General features: G+C 73.7%; 3 protein-coding genes. All 3 read left to right on the forward strand.

The window, feature by feature from the left end; all coding sequences use genetic code 11:
• The first annotated feature begins 23 nt into the window (after window positions 1-23).
• Window positions 24-476, forward strand: coding sequence for a YbaB/EbfC family nucleoid-associated protein (locus tag ACZ4M5_RS17290; RefSeq protein ID WP_467737592.1), 453 nt, complete (start codon window positions 24-26; stop codon window positions 474-476).
• A 1-nt stretch (window position 477) separates the two neighbouring features.
• Window positions 478-855 carry a hypothetical protein gene (locus ACZ4M5_RS17295; RefSeq protein WP_467737594.1) on the forward strand — a complete coding sequence of 126 codons (378 nt, stop codon included), beginning with the start codon at window positions 478-480 and terminating at the stop codon, window positions 853-855.
• An 81-nt stretch (window positions 856-936) separates the two neighbouring features.
• On the forward strand, window positions 937-18,333 hold the full coding sequence (locus ACZ4M5_RS17300) for a WXG100-like domain-containing protein (RefSeq protein ID WP_467737596.1): 17,397 nt from the start codon (window positions 937-939) through the stop codon (window positions 18,331-18,333).
• The last annotated feature ends 136 nt before the right edge of the window (window positions 18,334-18,469 follow it).

The following is an 18,469-nucleotide window of genomic DNA, read 5'->3' on the forward strand; positions in this document are numbered from 1 at the left end:
CGCGGAAGAAGGGAGGGGCGAGCGTGACGGAACCGCTGGAGAAGCGCCTGGAACAGGCGATGGCAGAACTCCAGGCCGCCCAGGAGGCGTTGGCCCGCACCGAACGCGAGTTGCGCGAGACGTCGTTCGCGGTGCTCTCCTCCGACCGTGCGGTGCGGGCGACGGTCGGACCGCAGGGTGAGCTGACCGGGCTCGAGTTCCTGGAGAACAAGTACCGCGACATGTCGTCGCAGGAGCTGGCCGCCAGTGTCCTGGAGGCGGCGGGCGCGGCGCGCCTGCGGATGAACCGGCATGTGATGAAGGCGATGGCTCCCTTCACGGAGCCCAGCAGCAACGTGCCGGAGCTGAAGGGTTTCGAGGTCGACTGGGAGCGGATCTTCGGCCCCGAGGTGCTGCGCGACGACGAGGAGCCGGCGCGCGGCGGCGAGCAGGGGCCCGCTTGGCGGGACGCGCTCGACGAGGACGGGGAGGACTGACGTGGGACAGCGGTACTACGTGGATCCGCACCGCATCGAGGCCCTGGCCGGGCAGTTGGAGGAGATCGGCTCCCTGGCCCGGAGCATGACCGAGGAGTTCCTCGACGAGCTGGCGCCCACGGTCGGCTGGCCCGGCACGGACGGGGAGTTCGCCGAGAAGGCCAGGCCGCAGGAGCAGAAGGAACGGCAGACGACCAAGGACACGATGATGTCCATCCGTGACGCCCTGGTGGGCATCACCGACGCCACGGTCAGCCAGGTCCGGATGATGAAGGACACCCGCGACCGCAACATCGAGGACATCGAGCAGCGCAACAGCCGGATCGAGACCGACGGACTGGACGGCGGCGGAGGCCCGGGCGGGCATGGGCGCCGCTGACCCCGGCGCCACCGGCCGCTCCCTCGTGCCCGAGGGAGCGGCCACCGCGTGCTGCCCGCGTAACGCCCGGGACGGCCGCCGATGAGCCTCCAGGCGTCACCCGAGGTCAACGCGATGATCTTCATCCTCACCGGGGAGAAGCTCATCGACGCCGACGAGGACCTCGCCTACGACAGCCGCACGCCCTACTCCGGCCTGGGCCGCAAGATCGACCGGCTTTCGTCCCTGATCGACAAGTCGATCCACGACATCGCCGAATCCATGCCGGACGACCTGTCCACGTCGTACGCCAAGGCGATGGGCATGCTCGTCGACGACGGCGGCAAGAACTACCTGCGCGAGTTCGCCGAGCAGCTCGACAAGATCGCCGAGGGTCGGCGCAAGACGTCCATGGACATCATGGAGTCCAAGTGGCAGGTCATCGCCGAGGTCATCCGGCTGCTCATCGAGATCGCCCTCTACCTCGCGATGTCCTTCTTCACCGGGGGCGCCTCGGCCAGTCAGATCATGATGGCCAAGCTGCGCAGCCGGTTCATGATCCTCACCACGCTCAGTCATCTGCTGCAGCGGCTGCACCTCGCGCCGTCGCTGACGGAGGCGTTCGCCGAGGCGTTCACCACCTTCGCGGTGCGGCTGGCGATGATGAACTTCGCGCCCAACGGCCGCCGCCCCGACGGCTTCGACTGGAACGACATCCTCAAGTCGGCCGCGTTCGGCGCCGCTGCGGGCTTCCTCACCAGCGTCTTCGACGACTTCGCGAAGAACATCGTCAGGAGCTACGACAACAACTTCCTCAAGGACGGCCCCGACCTCGGCTTCAAGAAGGACCCCGGCCGGCGCGACGTCCCGGACCTCGACACCGGGCCCGCCCCGGGGCCTCACCGCGACCACACCCCCGGCGGCCGGCCCGGCCCGGGTCCGTCCCCGAACGGGCCGACCCCGCACCGCGACACCCCGACGACCTTCCGGAACGATCCGCTCTCCTTCCGGAACAACCCCGGTCTGTGGCGCAACAACCGGCTGCTGCGCCACAACGCCGACCGGCCGAGGGCGCTGGCCGGTCACTACGGCCTCAAGGGAGCAGCCGACTTCCTCGCCGCGGGCGCCGGTGAGGCCCTCGCGGAGATCCTGATCAAGGGGGCGTTCGACGGCGACTGGTCCACGAGCTGGTCCACCTTCGTCGGGGCGGGCCTCAGCAGCCAGGTCGAGGCGACCCTCACGGACACGGCGATCAACAGCGGCGCCGAACTGCGCCACGCCATCGACAAGTTGCGCCTGGATCCGTCCACGGTGTCCGGCGGCGACGGTGACTCCGGCGACCGGAACTCCAGGGACTCCTCCGGCTCCCCGCGCTCCCGCGCCGGCGACGCGACCGGTGACGGTGACGGGACCGGCCGCACGGGTGACCGACCGGGCGGCAGCACGGGCGGCGGTTCCCCGCTCGCCTCTCCCCCACCCGCCACCCGGCAGGCCGTCGGTTCCGGCGGCGTCGCCGACCTTGCCTCCCCGTCCCCCGACTTCACCAGCAGTCCGCCTCCGCCGCCCTACACGACCGTGGACCCGCCGCCCTACACCCCGGGCCCCCTGCCGGTGACGGCCGCGGAGAACGCGCTGTGGCAGCAGGTGCACACCGGTCCGCCCGAGATACGCGAACAGGCACTGCGCGACCTCGCCGCCGCACGCGGTGCGCAGCCCCCGGGCGGCACGGAGATCGGGGTCCGCGACGCGCTGCACGGCGACCTGGCGCAGCGCCCCGAGGTGCGGGTGGTGCCCGCGGGGAACAGCCCCGCCGCCCGGATCGACACCGACGGCGTCCGCCGCGCTCTCGACTCCTTCGGCGTGCCGGTCACGGTAGAAGCGCCGTTGGCCGACGACACCGCGGGCCCGACGGACGTGTCCGGCGGCACGTCGACCGGAGCCCGGGCGGAGACGGCGCACTCCCAGCAAGCCCCAAATCGCCATGTCGACAACGGCTCTCCCCACACTAGGTCCCCCGACATCGGCTCCCCCGGCCCCGCCACGCCCGGGACCGGCTCGGGCAGCACCTCAGCCTCCGGGACCTCCGGTGCCAGGCCCGGTGACGTGCCGACGGGAGGCACCTCCGCGACGCCCTCCTCCTCCACCACGTCCCAGGGCAGCCCTCGCACGCCGGACGCCCCGCGGACGGACGGAGACACCGTCGACGGCCGGGACGTCCGCGACGAGGCGGACGGCGCTGCCGAGGGGAAGCCCGGCGCTCCCACCGGCCCGGCCACCGGCCCGACGGGAGCGGCGCCCCTCACCGTCGTCGTGTCGCAGTCGCCGCCCCCGGCCCAGGGCTCGCCCGAGGCCGCAGCCCTCCTGGACGGAGCCGGCGCCGACCGTGCCGTCGTCCTCGGGCCGCCTTCCTCGGTGGACGGCACGGGGCGTCCCGTACGCGCCGCCGTCGAGCTGACCCGCGAAGGGCCCGGCCACCCCGTCGGCGTACGGCCACTCACCGGCCCGGCCCCGGGGGCGCCGAACGACACCGGCGGCACGATGGGCACCGCGTTCCCCGGGTCCGACGTACTGCTCCCCCTCGCCGACGCCGTCGGCTCAGCCGCCCTCGCCGACGCCCTCGGCTCGCCCGCCCCCGCCGGCCACGCGTCCCGACCCGCCACCGAGAGCGCCGCCGCCGTCGACACCCCGGTCGCCACGAGGGAGACCGGCTCGCCCTTCGACGCGAAGCCGTTCAGGACCGAGTCGGCTCCTTCCAGCGCGGACCAGTCGCCCACCGAGACGCTGTCCGAGGTGACGCCCCCGGCGCGCAGCGGCGCGACGGAGCCGGAGGTGTCCCCCACCGTGCCGCCCGCGGCGAAATTCGCCACCCTGTCCCGGCCGTGGGCCGAGCCGGCCACCGAGCTGCACCTGGAGTCGGGAGACTCGCCGGCACCGCTCGCCGTGCCCCCACCGCAGGCCGGGATCGTCGTACGACCGGTGGGTGTCACGGGTGACGTCAGGTCTGATCCGGCGCGCCCCGCGGCGCAGCCGGCCGTGACGACGCTGACCGGTCACACCGTGCCCGTCACGCACCTGCGGCGCTGGGTGCCCGAAGCCTCCGCTCAGCCCCGACCCGGCACGGCTGTACGGACGTTGACCGTGTCGCAGAGCCCGGCCGAGGACGGCACCGCCCACAGTGAGGGTCGTCGGACGCTGCTCGGGCAGGACACGTACCGCGGGGTGCGCACGGTGTCCGCTCCCGGCACCGGCGACGGGGCGTCCGGGCCGCCCAGGACCGTTTTCACCGGGCCACCCGCCGCCCTGCCCGGTTCCGGTACCGAGGCGGGCGCCGACTACTTCGCCGCGCACGGCACCCCCCGTACCGTCACGCTCGGCACCGACGACACCGCGCACCCCAGCGTGAAGGTGAGCGGGGTGCAGTTCGGCGAGGTGCTGCGGTCGTGGTCCGAGGACGGTGCTCCGGACCGGCCGATCGTGCTGTTCTCCTGCGAGACCGGACGGCAGCCCGCGGTGGCGGGCCTGCCGGTCGCCCAGCACGTGGCGAACCGAACGGGACGTCCGGTGTTCGCGCCGACCACCGAGGTGGGAACGGCCCGGGACCGCGACGGCAACGTCCGGGCGGTGCTCACCGAAGGGCCGGACGGCCCCGGCCGCTGGCGGCTGTTCACCCCGGAGCCCGGTGGCGCCGACCTCGACGACCTGGCGCGCATCGCCGGTCTGCACGCCGGTCCGGAACCGGCCGACGCCTTCACCCGCGCCCGCACCCTCCAGCAGATCCGCACCCTGCGCGACACCCTCGGCCCCGACGCCGAACAGCAGCCGGAGAACCACGAGTTGCTCGCGGGCCTCGCCCTGGTCGACAACCTGCGCTGGCTGGGTCCGAGCGCCGCGGCCCGCTACGGCGACGGCCGGATGACCCCGGACCTGCTGCGCCGGATGGTCACCGACTGGGGCAACTCGGCGGGTGGCGACGCCGGTTCGGCGAGCGACCCCGGCCCGGAGCAGTACACGCGCTTCCTGCGCGCCGCCGCAGGTCTGCGCTCCGCCGGGGGCGTCGACGCCGCGCTCGAGACGCTGCTCCCCCCACCGCCGCCCGTGCTTCCCCCGACCGCCATGGTCTCGCCGGCGGACGTGCGCGGACTGACGTACGCGCCCTCCGCGCAGATCACCTGGTCGCTCTCCGACACCCCGTTGCCGCTGGCCGAGTTGGCCCTCAGCCCCGAGGACAGCGCGGAGCTGGCCCGCCGCAGGCCCGATCTGGTCCCGGCGCCGAGTCGGCCGGGGAGTCCGGCCGAGGACCTGACCCTGCTCAGCAGGAGCGGCACCACTCCCGCCGGCGCGGAGACGGTGCACGCGGACGGACGCGCCTTCACGCGCTTGGACACCCCCGGCGGGGGCGACTGCCTATTCCGGGCGCTCCTCGACAGCGCCCGCAGCCGGCCGGTGCCCCCGGCGTGGGCCGCGCGCAACGTCGCCGGTCTGCGCGGGCTGCTGCGCGACCGGATCCGGGGCACCGAACTGGGTACCGCGGCGGCGACCGCCTTCCCCGATCCGGTCTACACCGTCGTGGACGACCTGCGGGTACGCGCCCTCGCCGGAGCTCGCGACGCCGGGGAGAGCGCCCGCATCACCGACGAGTGGAACCGGATCGCGCAGGCCGTCGTCACCGACGGCGACCCCGGCCGGTGGCGGGAGCTCCTGCGCGACAGCGACTACCCGCACCTGGCCGACGTGGCCCCCACGCCCGCCGAGGCGCGCCGGATCGGCTCGGGTGCCCTGGTCGCCGCGGCCGCCGAGCGGCGCGGCCTGTGGGCGTCCCCCTTCGCCGACCTGCTCCCGGAGGCCCTGGCGCACACCCTGGACCTGGACCTGCGACTCGTACGGCCGCATCCGCAGGCCGCCGGTTCGCTCGTCACCTCGCTGCACCCCGGAGGCCGGAGCGGCACCTTGTACCTCGCCTACAACGGCACCGACCACTACGACGCCCTGGTCCCGGAGGCGGCCCCGCTCACCCCCGTTCCCGACCCGGTCGGCACGCGGGACGCCCTGGCCGAGGACCCCGTCACCTCCGCTCCTCCCGCGCGGGACGCCGTCGCCCCCGACACCACCGGACAGGCCATCGCCGGCCGGGACGCCACCGGACAGGACGCGGACGGCGGCCCGGAGTCCGGCACCCCCGACCGGGGTGATGGGGTGCCGCTGGAGACGCAGCTCGACAGGTACCGGCCGACGCGCCTGCTGACCGGCCAGGACGCGTCCCTGCCCGAACCGGCGCCGCACACCGTCACCTTCGCGGACGGCAGCCGACTGCCCACGGTCCTGATCCACCCCGACGGCGGCACCGGGGACACGAGCCCGGGCGACCGGGCGCTGCACGACCGGGCGTCGCGCGACCTCTCGACCGGCCTCCTCACCGGTCCCGGCGTCGTCACCCTGCGCTCGCCCGAGTCGGTGGCCCGGCAGATCCTGGACGGGCTGCCGAGGCGCTTGCGGTCCCAGTTCGACGGGGCGGAGCTGCTGAGGATGCTGACCGATCACCCGGGCGCCTTCACCGCTCCACGCGGTGCGCGGTTCGTGGGCCGGGAGAAGTCCGGCGTCGGGCACGAGATGACGGTCGAGGCCGTCCCGTACCACCGCTGGGAGCGTTTCGCCGACGTCGACGGGGGCACCACGCGCGTCGACACCATGCGGCGCGGCCAGGCGGGTACGGGCGGTGGGCGCAGCGTCGGTTTCGGGCGCCGGATCGCCGGTGGGGTGAGCATGGGTCCCCCGCTCGACTGGCTGCTGAAGATCGGTGTCTCCCTGGGCTGGACCCGCAGAACCGACTACGCCCAGGGCACGCAGGCGTACCACCAGACCGAGTGGCGCGCGCACGAGGGCTCGCACCTGCACCTGGACGACGTGTACTACCGGGTGCGGGTGGACCGGGTCACCGAGGCGCCGAAGGCCGACGGGCCGGTGGGCGGGGGCAGCCGGTCTTCGGAGTCCGCCCCGGCCGCCGGCCCGGCCCCCGTGCGGCCCGCCTGGCGGCGCACCGAGGTGCACGCGGCGCACTTCGCCGTGCGGGACGGTCTCAGCTGGCGGCTGCCGGACGACCTCACCGTGCCCTTCACGGGCCCGCGGCGGGCGCCCCGGACCCTCACCCTCCCCGACGGGACGGAGCCGCGGGTCACCGACATCACCGGTCTGCACCTGGTCGACCCGCCGGAGGACGTGGCGCTGGCCGTCTCCGGTGCCAGGCCCGGGAGTTCGGCTCACCGCACGATGGTGTCGTACGTCCGGCCGACGCGGCTGCTCGGCCTGTTCGGACGGATGACGGGTGCGGTCACCGGGCCCGAACTGACCCGGGGCAGTGGCCGGCACCCGCTGGGGCACCTGATCGTGGAACGGTCGGTGCCGCACCGGGCCACTCTGGTCACCGAGTCGGTCAAGGCGGAGGTGCGCGACCTCACCCAGACCACCTACCAGAACGAACGCGGTCACGTCCGGGACACCCGCTTCGGCATCCAGGTCACCGCCGGGCCGAACCACACCCTTGTCGGTCCCGAGACGGACGTACGCCTCCAGGGCGGTCCGCTGGTCCGCGCCGACCTCACCAGCGGGCGCGGTCACCACCTCGGTACCGACGCGGCACGCAAGACCACCGGCCGGATCCGCAACCACCCGATGGCCCTGTACCGGGTCGAACGCACGCTGATGGTGCGCAAGCCCGGGGAACCGGCGTCCGCGGCGCGTCCGGTGCGGGTGGTCAGCCTCGACTGGATGTCGACGCAGGACGCGCGCCGGCTGGCGGGCTGGGACAGCCGGACACCCGGCCGGACGGGCCCGGACCCGGACGTCGAACCACCGGTGCCCTGGTACCTCACCCGGGAGGACCCGGTCCACCTGGGGGGTCAGGTCCGGGCCGAGGGCTTCCGCCCCGAACGCCCGCAGAACGACCGCCTCCAGGACGACCCGGCCCACCGGCAGGACCCGTCGCCGGACGCCGCCCGGCAGCCCGCACCGCAGGACCCCCTGTGGGTCTTCACGGACGCCGTGCTCGACACCCTGCACCGCTCCTACCCGTCACTGTTCGTCCCGCCGCTGATGCTGCGCCACCCGCGGCTGGCCAGATTCTGGTACGGCGACGGGCGCCTGCGGACCGCTTCGCACAACGACCGTCAGGTACGGGAGGCCCTCAACCGGCCGAGCCTCGCGCAGAGTCTGGACGAGCTGACCACCACCGGGGTGCCGGTCACCCTCACCGAGGACGGGAAGGTCGCGCGCGGACATCACACGCTCGTCCTCAGGGCGCGGCTGAGCGACCGGCGGTTCGAGACCACCATGAGCGAGCGGTCGCTGCGCAACGCGGTGATCGGCACCGAGATCTCCGGGCAGGGGCAGCAGGCCTCCGTCACGCTCTCCGGTGGTGTCGAGCTGGGCATCTCGCCGCGCGACCACGACAAGGTGCCCGAGGCCGGGCTGCCACGCCGGATCGGGAACGTGACCCTCGGGGCCCGCTACGCCACGACCGGTCAGAAGGCCACCCGCAACACGGCCGCGGTCACCCACGATCACCTCACGTTCCACAACGGCGCCGACCTCTACAGCTACCGGGTCGAGTTGGGCGCCACCTTCGAAGGGCACCGCCGTCCGCGGGGCTGGGCGCGGCTCGCCTCGGTCGGCCTGCTGGGCGCGGGCGTCTTCGTCAGCAGGGTCGCCGAACGGCCGCTGTTCGACCGGGGGTCCGAGCCGGTGGGCCGGGTGGAGCTGGCCGTGCCCGCCGCACACGGCTCCGACCGCCACGGTCCCGCGGACCCACCGCCCGGCCGTCCGGCAGCCCCCGTCGCCGTCGCGCCCGCGCAGCGGCTCCCCTCCATCGAGGCCGACCGACTCCTCGACGGCACCCGTCCGCTGCACCGGGCCGACCCGGCCGACCGGCGGCTCACCGACAGACTGCTGAGCGCGCCGCACGTGGTGCTCGGCACCGAGGGTGGTCCCCGGCGCCGGCAGCTCGTGCAGGACGTCGCGGATCGGGCCACCGGCTCGTCCTGGCACGTCGGCGCACCCGGAGCCCCGGTCCGCACCGCTCTGCTCCGGACCATGGCGAATCTCTCGGTGGCGGGTCAACTCGGCCAGTACCTGGGGCCGTTCGGCTCCCGCATCACCGGCCTCACCGGTGCGGGCCCGCTCCAGACCCACTACCTCAAGGCCGCGATCCGCGGCGAGTTGTCCAACCTGCGCGTCAGGAGCGACCCCAAGCCGGCCAGTCTGGAAGCCACCATCGGCAACGAGCACCGGGTCGCCGGTGCCGCGAGCAGCGTCTCGCACGCCACGCTCGGCGTGCAGGGCGCCCACATGCCGCTCCAGCAGGCCCCCGGGAGTGCGGCGGTGACGGGCACCTACTCGACCGCCCTGCAGTACGCCTGGGGCCGGGGGCGCAGCATCTCGCAGACCCTCACGCGAGGCCGCAACACCACCCTCACCTTCGCCGGGCGCATGTACCTGGTGGTCGCCGACACCGCCGAGACCATCGCGGTCCGGGACCGCTGGACGGCCGCGATGGGCCTGGCGGGCACCCGCGCCGGGATGCGGATCAGCACGGCGGCCGGGCGCCTGTCGGAACACCTGGGCCGCCGCCTCGCACCCCGGCGGGCCGCCGCCGCGCTGCACCGCATCCGCGACGCGGTGATGTTCCACCTGCCCATGCAGGACGCCATCGAGACCGGACTCGCCCCGGACGGCCTGGGCACCGCCACGCCGCGCAACCTCGGCGGCGGCTACCGGGTGCCCGGCTTCCTGCGCGGCCGGAGGTTCCCCACCCACCCCAGCGGCCGGCTCGACGCGAGCCGTGCCGCGCGGCACCTGCTGGGGCAACTGGAGACGATCGGGGTGCCCTCGCACGACCGAGAGCAGGTCCTGCAGCGCCTCTCGCCCGACTTCCTGCGCGCCCACCTGCACGAGCTGACCACCGAGGGGATGACCCTGCCGGTCCGTCACCGCGTCTGGACGCGCCCCCACCACCTGGCCGTCGGCGGCAGCCCGGGCGTCCTGCACTTCCGGCTGACCCCGGTCAGCACCACGGTGGAGAGGCTGCGCACCGGGTTCGAGCTGGAGGACTACCGCACCATCACCCGCGACGACTCCGTCGCCTCGTCGCAGGACCGAGGAGCCGACCTGACCCTCGGGGTCAGCGAGCGTGCGGCGGCCGGCAGCGGCGGCGTCCTCACCGCGAGCCCTTCGCTCCAGGGCACCGCCGCCAAGCAGCGGTCGAGCACCCGGACCGAGACGCACGGCAGCACCGCGATGCCGAACATCGCCACCACCCAGGCGCACGCCGAGATCGTCACCAGTTATGTGCTGACCGTCTCCATGACCGACGCGACCGGCGCACCCCTCCCGCCCCGGACCGGGGCCTCGGTCGGCACCCTCCACGAGATGCTCCCGGCCGGTCTGCTCACCCCCGACGGTGACGGCTCGGACGGTGCGGTGACCGAGCAGGAGGTGCCCGAGCCGGAGCGGGCGGTGCGGGTGCTGACGGCCGAGCAGGCCCGTCCCGAGGGCATCGCCGCGTGGCGGACGTCCGGTGACGGCACCGCAGAGTCCGACGTCCTGCCCTTCGACGACCGGATCGGCTCCGGAATCCTCGCCGTGGACGTGGTCGGCGCTGCCAACGTCCAGGACGGCCTGACCCTCGCCACCGCCCGGGCGGACGGGCTCGGCGACGGCGACCTGGGCCGGCGGCACAGCGGCAGCGGCCTCGCCGAGCGTGTGCGCATGGCCCGCCTCACGCCCCTCACCGGCCTCGGTACGGCCCCCGCGCAGGCGCAGCAGGAGGCCACGTCCCAGGGCGGCCTGACCGCCGGGTTCCGCGAGGCACTCGGCCCGGACGGCTCGGCACTGCCCACCCAGTCCTCGGCCCGCCTCTTCGGGCAGTCCCACACCGCCGACTCGCGCCTCTACGCGAAGATGCACCGCACCGGGGCACGACTGCTCGCGGTCGAGAACAAGCCGCGCATGGAGGCGATGCAGCGCCGCAGGACCTCCGACGCGCTGGAGTCCGGCATCACCGACAACGTCGAGGGCACGGTGGGCACTTCGCCCCTGGCGGGCAACAGCAACGCCGGCGTGACCAACCCCGGAGCCACGGTCCCGATCGGCGGCGCCAACGACAGCACGGCACTCAAAGGCACCACGGACACGACGCTCGGCACCCACCTCAAGGTCGTCACCGACCGCAGCATGCTCTTCGCGCTGCCGGTGAGCTGGCTGTCGGTCAGCGAAGCGCACCACCACTTCAGCGACATCCGGGCCCTGCACGCCCTCGGCAAGGCCAGGCGCGGGCCGCGCGCCGCGGAAGCCCGGACGACCGTCCTGGTCTGGCTGCGCGAGGACATCGCCCGGGACTACGGCCTCCTCGACGACACCAGCTTCCCCGACGAGGTGGGCGCCGCCTGGGACGACCTGGCGAAGGCCGCGGCCGACCTCGCCACCGCCGAGCAGCGCTACTACGACGCCCGGGCACGGGCCCGCGACACCTGGCTCGACCTGACGCCCCAGGAGCAGCGGGATCCGGGGGACCTCGCCGGGGAGTCGGGGACACTGCCCTCGTCGCCGGCCGTCGCCGCGTGGCAGGCTGCGCGCGCGGAGGTCCGGCTGTGGGAGCGGCGCACCGACGCCGCCGCCGCGGAGCACCACCGTCTGCACCTGGCCGCCTCCCGCCTCACCGCCCACCACCGCGACCCGTCCGCCGTCCCCGCCCCGGACCGCCGGCAGCCGTACGCCCCGCCCGCCTGGCGCTCCGAGGCGGCCGAGCCGTACACCGTCACCGACGCCACCGGCTCCGGCCCCCGCACGCTCACCTCACCCGACGGCGCCACGGTGCGCGAGATCCACGACGTGCCGCACGACGGCGCCTCGTTCTTCCACGCGCTGCTCGCCGTCGCCCAGGACCGGGGGCGGCTTCCCCATCTGCTCGGCACCGACCTGGCCGGCCGCTTCACGGCCGCCCCCGGCGATCCCGGAGTCACCGCCGAGGCCGTCGGCGCCGCCCGCGACCGCCTGGCCCGGGCACTGGCCGAGGACGGCAACGCCGACCTGCTCGACTCGCTCGCACCGGACACGGCCGACACGTTCACGCAGGAGGAAGTCGACGCCGCGGGAGTGCGGTTCACCCCGGCCCAGCAAGCGGAGTTCGATGCCTTCGGGCGGCTGCCGCAGACCTTCTGGCCGAGCCCCGGCCAGCGGGTGGCACTGGCCGTGACCGCCCTGGCCCGGCCGTTCGCGAGCGAACCGCGTCCCGAGGCAGGGGCGCACCCGGACGACGATCAGGCGGCCCCCGCGCGTCGCGCCGGTGACCACGGCGGCGCCGACCTGCTGCCCGCCCTCGCCGCGCGGACCCTGGGCGTCCCGCTGACCGTGGTCACCGGGGAGGGCCGCAGCCAGCTCTTCCTCCCGCACGGCGGTGACCCGGCCGCCGTGCGGCCGGCCACCGACCCCGTCCTCTTCGCCGCCGGTGGCTTCTTCCACGCCGCGCTCCCTCCGGGCACCCCGCCCCCACCGGCCGCCCCCCTTCCGCGGCCCACCGACCCCACGACGGCCGGGAACGCCGGGACCCTCGGCACGGCCGGGAACGCCGGGACCCTCGGCACGACGTCCGCGGACCGCACCCGCACGCCCGGCCGGCAGCAGCCCCCGCGCCCGAGCCACACCACACCGCCCTGGTCGCCGCCGAGCGGTGGCGCGGGCCCGCGTTACCGCCTCGACCGGAACGGCGTCCTCACCGCGCCCGACGGCGCCGCCTACACGCAGGGCACTCCGACCGGTCGCGGCAACGGCTTCTTCGGCGCGTTGTCCACGGCCCTGCGCCAAGCGGCCGCACAGCCCGGACCGCATCACCGTGAGGCGGCACGCCTGCGCACCCGCGCAGGGCTCACACCGGCGCAGCTGATGCGGCTGAACGGCCTTCCGGGGAGGGCGGCCGAGCGCGACGCCCTCTTCTCGCCCCCTCCCCTCCCCAGGCGACCGGGGGCGCCCGAGCCGAGCCAGGAGGCGCTCGACGGGCACCTGCGCCGACACCTCGCGCAGGCTCCGTGGGGCCCGGAGGCCGATCGCGCGGTGGCCGAGTGGGCCGCCGCCGCGACGGGAACCACGGTCACCCTGATCGAGGAGAACGGCACCGCGTACACCTACGCGGGACCCGCCGCCGACGGCCCCCATCTGCGGCTGCGCCGCCGAGGCGGCGACGTCGTCCCGCTCCTGCCCCATCACGACGAGGCCTACGAGCTGAGCACGCTGTCGGGCGACGACACCGGCTCGGGCACGCAGTCCGCCGCCCCGCAGCCGGTCCTGCGCCCCTTCAAGCTGGGCACCTACGAGTTCACCAACCTCAACCAGAGGGACGACTACCTCGACAAGGCCGTCCGGATCATCGAACTGCTCGACGAACACCCCACCATCAAGGACTACGTCGGCGGTCGCGCCGTCCGCATCACCCTGCACCTGCGCACCACCGAGACACCCGCCGACGTCATCGACCGCGACGACGACGGCGTCGACATCAACCTCGCCAGCTACTACTTCGAGAAGTACGACACCGGCTACCTCATGGGCATGCTCGCCCACGAGATCGGCCTCCACCCCCTCGCCTCCCGCGCCACGGGCATCCCCGACGAGGAAGCCATGTTCCAGGGCGTCCCCCTGACCGTCCCGGGACTGAGCGACCTGAAGAACCCGCGCACCATGAACACCGAAGGCGCCGGCCAGGCCGACCACATCATGGCCGCCTTCCCCAGCAGCACCCGCCACCCCATCTACCGCGACATCGTCCTCGACATGGCCCGGATACTCGCGCACCGGGCGCGGGTGGGCGTTCCGGGTGCGAAGGCCCAGGACGTCACCGACCTGTTCGACACCTACCTGATGGACGTCGCCTCCATCGCCGTCACCGGAGACCACCGGCTGAACGCGGTCAAGGAACCCAACTACACGGCCAGGGTGTACAACGCCTACAAGGAGCTGCTCGCCGCGCAGTTGGGCGACAACACCGCGCTGCGGAACCTGCTGCCGTCGAACAAGACCCTGTTCGGCGTCGCAAGATCGTTCACCCAACTGGCCACGAGTATCGCGACCAGCAACCGCGGCGACAGCATCCAGCGGCCCGCCGCACCGGCACAGACCGCTGCCGCCCCCGGCAACACCGGCGGCCCCGGCCCCGATTCCGGCCCCGGCCCCGATTCCGGCCCCGGCCCCGATTCCGGCTCCGGCTCGGAGGAGGCGCGCCCACGGCTGCCCGAGAGCCGTCCCGAGGCGGCGTCGCGATCCCACGCACCGGGCGCTCCGGGGTCACGGCGCACCTCCGACCGCCGCCCCCGGTTCGTCGTCCGCTCGGGCTTCGACGCGCGCCGGTTCACCTTCGACGGTGAGCCCGTCACCGACCTGACCGTCCGCGTCGCCCTGCGCGGCACGGACGAGCAGAGGGCCCACGTGTTCGCCCAACTCCGTGACGGAGTGCGCGAGTTCTTGAACGCACCCGCCTACCGTCTGCCCAACGGCGACCGGCTGCACGTCACCGTGGAGCTCGTCGGCGCCGCCGGCACGGACGCGGGCGCACCGCACCTGACCGTGGACCTGACGGGCCGTGACCGGGCCATGGACCAGGTCACCTGGTGGGCCGACGCCGCCCCGGTGCAACTGGTGCACGAACTCACCCACCAACTCGGCCTGCGGGACGAGTACCGCGACGCCGGCACCCCGCACCGCCCCCACGTGCTCGGCAGTCTGCTCGGCGGTCTCGACGAGGCTCCCGAGGACTCCTCACTCGCCCCCGCGGGCCTGCGCGACCGGCACCTGGCCCTCCTCGGTGCCCTCGTCGGCGAGCCGACCCCGGCACCGCTTCCGCACGACGGTGAACAGGCCGCCCGAGACTGGACGGCGGCTCGGAGCGCCGCCGCTCCCGAACTCCGCGAGTCCGTATGGGTCGACCCCGTCTCGCTGCCCCAGCCGGCCGACGGCACCACAGCAGCCGATGTCGCCGCCCCCATGCCGCAGGACCCGACCGCGACGCCGGCTGCGCCCGCGCCGATGCCCTTCAAGCTGGGCACCTACGAGTTCACCAACCTCAACCAGACGGACGACTACCTCGACAAGGCCGTCCGGATCATCGAACTGCTCGACGAACACCCCACCATCAAGAACTACACAGGCGATCGCACCGTCCGCATCACCCTCCAGCTGCGCACCACCGAGACACCCGCCGACGTCATCGACCGCGGCGACGACGGCGTCGACATCAACCTCGCCAGCTACTACTTCGAGAAGTACGACACCGGCTACCTCATGGGCATGCTCGCCCACGAGATCGGCCTCCACCCCCTCGCCTCCCGCGACACCCGGATCCCCGAGGAGGAGGATCTCTACCGCGGCATGCCCCTGCCGGTCCCGGGGCTGGAGTCGCTGACGACCCCCCGCTTCATGAACACCGAGGGCGCCGGTCAGGAGGACCATGTGATGGCCGCCTTCCCGCACACCGTCCGCCACGGCGTCTACCGCGACATCGTCGTCGAGATGGCCCAGGTCCTGGCCCACCGCGCCCAGGTGGGTGTGCCGGGAGCGAAGGCAAAGGACGTCACCGACCTGATCGACACGTATCTCATGGACCTGGCCTCCATCGCGGTCACGAACGACCACCGGGCGAAGGCGATCCTCGACCCCGGCTACACGGCCCGCGCCTACAACGCGTACAAGGAGCAGCTGCTCCAGCGCCTCCCGCAGGACAGCCCCGTCCGGGCCCTGCTGCCCGCCGACAAGGGGAGGTTCGGCGTCCTCGGTGACTTCGCCCGACTGGCCACCGCCGTCGGCACCAACAACCGCGGTGACAGCATCCAGCGACCCACGCAGCAGAGTCACACCCCGGCTCCTCCGGGCGAGGCCCGCCCCCGACTGCCCCAGGCGAGCGGCGAGGCGGCCGCGGCCGTCCCGCCGCGCATGCCGCAGACCTCGAACTCCGCACCCCCGGCCCCGGATCCGGTGCTCGCGCCCTTCAGGTCGGGCAACTTCGAGTTCACCAACCTCAAGCACACGGACGAGAAGTACCGCGACAAGGCGATCCGCGTCATCGAGCTGCTCCGCAGGCACGCCACGATCCGCGACTACGTCGGCGGTCGCGCCGTCCGCATCACCCTGCACCTGCGCACCACCGAGACACCCGCCGACGTCATCGACCGCGGCGACGACGGCGTCGACATCAACCTCGCCAGCTACTACTTCGAGAAGTACGACACCGGCTACCTCATGGGCATGCTCGCCCACGAGATCGGCCTGCACCCCCTCGCCTCCCGCGACACGGGCATCCCCGACGAGGAAGCCATGTTCGAGGGCGTCCCCCTGACCGTCCCGGGACTGAGCGACCTGAAGAACCCGCGCACCATGAACACCGAAGGCGCGGGCCAGGCCGACCACATCATGGCCGCCTTCCCCAGCAGCACCCGCCACCGCATCTACCGCGACATCGTCCTCGACATGGCCCGGATACTCGCCGAGGACGCACAGGCCGGCGAGGAAGGCGCCAGGAGCAAGGACGTCACGGACCTCGTCGACACCTACCTGATGGACCTCGCCACGATCGCCGTCACCAACGACCGCCGCAAGGACGCGGCGTGGGAACCCCGTTACACGGCGAAGGTCTACAACGCCTACAAGGAGCAGTTCGCCGCGCGGCTGGCGCCCGACAGTCCCGTGCGGCGACTGCTGCCCCCGGACAAGAGCTGGTACAACGTCACCAACAACTTCCTCGGGCTCGGGGCCAGCTTCGCCTTCAACAACCAGGGCGACAGCATCCAGGCCCGGACACCGGAACCGAGCGGCGACACCACGGGCGAGGCCCGGCCCGGGCTCCCCGGCACGGACGGCACCGCGCCGCGCACGCCCCGGGCGCCCGCGACCCAGCCGGTCCGGACACCTCTCGACCACCGCCCCCGGTTCGTCGTCCGCTCGGGTTTCGACGCACGGCGCTTCACCTACGCCGGCGAGCCGGTCACCGACCTGACCGTCCGCGTCGCCCTGCGCGGCACCGGCGAGCAGAGGTCACGCGTCCTCGACCGCCTCCAGTGGGGCGTGCACCACCTCCTCAACTCGCCCGGGCATCTGCTCCCCAACGGCGACCGGCTGCACGTCACCGTGGAACACGTCGATCCGGCCGGCACAGGCGCCGAAGCCCCCCACCTGACCGTCGACCTGACCGGCCGCGACCGGGCCATGGACCAGAACACCTGGTGGACGGATGCCGAACCCGTGCACCTCGTGCACGAACTCACCCACCAGCTCGGCCTGCGCGACGAGTACCGCGACGCCGGGACCCCGCACCGCCCCCATGTGCCCGGCAGCCTCCTCGGCGCACTGGACGAGGCCCCCGAGGACTCCTCACTCCCCGCAGCGGGTCTCCGGGGCCGGCATCTGGCCCTGTTGCAGGCCCAGATCGGTGACGTGACGCCGCGGTCCCCGCACGGCCCGGAAGACGCCGATACGACCTGGGCAACGGCGCGCACCGGCACTCCGCCGGTCGCGCGCACCTCCGTCTGGGTCGACCCGGTCTCCCTGCCCGCGGCGCAGACCGCCACCGACGGCACGCCCCTCACCGAGCTCCCGGCCCACATGCCGCAGAGCGCGGACCAGGTACCGGCCGCCGCGCAGACGCCCACCCCGTTCAGGTCGGGGAACTTCGAGTTCACCAACCTCAAGCACACGAACGAGAAGTACCGCGACAAGGCGGTCCGGATCATCGAGCTGCTCGGTGACCACCCGGCGATCCGGTCCTACGTCGCCGGCCGCCCCGTGCGGATCGCACTGCACGTGCGCACGACCGAGACCCCGGCCGACGTCCGCGACCTGGGCGCCGACGGCGTGCAGATCAACCTCGCCAGCTACTACTTCGAGAAGTACGACATCGGCTACATCATGGGCATGCTGGCCCACGAGATCGGCCTGCACCCCCTCGCCTCCCGCGACACGGGCATCCCCGACGAGGAGTCGATGTTCGAGGACATTCCGCTGCCGGTGCCGGGCCTGGCGGATCTGGCCGAGCCGCGCACGATGAGCACCCGGGGAGCCGGGCAGGCCGACCACATCATGGCGGCCTTCCCCAGCAGTACGAGGCACCGGATCTACCGCGAGATCGTCGTCGGGATGGCCGGGATCCTCGCGCGGCAGGCGCAGGCGGGGGAAGAGGGGGCGAGGGCCTCGGACGTCACGGATCTGTTCGACTGCTACCTGATGGACCTCGCTTCGATCGCGATCACGAACGACTACCGCATGAACGCGGCGAAGGAGCCCAACTACACGGCGAAGGTCTACAACGCCTACAAGGACCTGCTGCGTACACGGCTGTCGGACCAGCCGGCTCTGCGGGCCCTCCTGCCGACGGACAAGAGCTTCTTCGGGGTGATCAACGACTTCCGCCGGATCGGCACGTACCTGGCGATCAACAACCGCGGCGACAGCATCCAGCCGGCCCCGGGCACCTGAGCGGCCGGACGGGACGGGTGACGGACGCGCCCGGTGTCCATGCGCCCTCGGCGACCTCGTCCGCTCTGGCCGTGCGGTGCATCCGCGCCGCGGGTGTCACCGGAAGAGGGAGGCAGCGGCGCCGAGGGGCGCCGGG

The organism is Streptomyces sp. NPDC026246 (assembly GCF_055567995.1).

What these genes read in the sequence shown, in the direction of transcription:
- ACZ4M5_RS17300 (WP_467737596.1), top strand. Translation starts at nt 937, where the DNA reads ATGAGCCTCCAGGCGTCACCCGAGGTCAACGCGATGATCTTCATCCTC.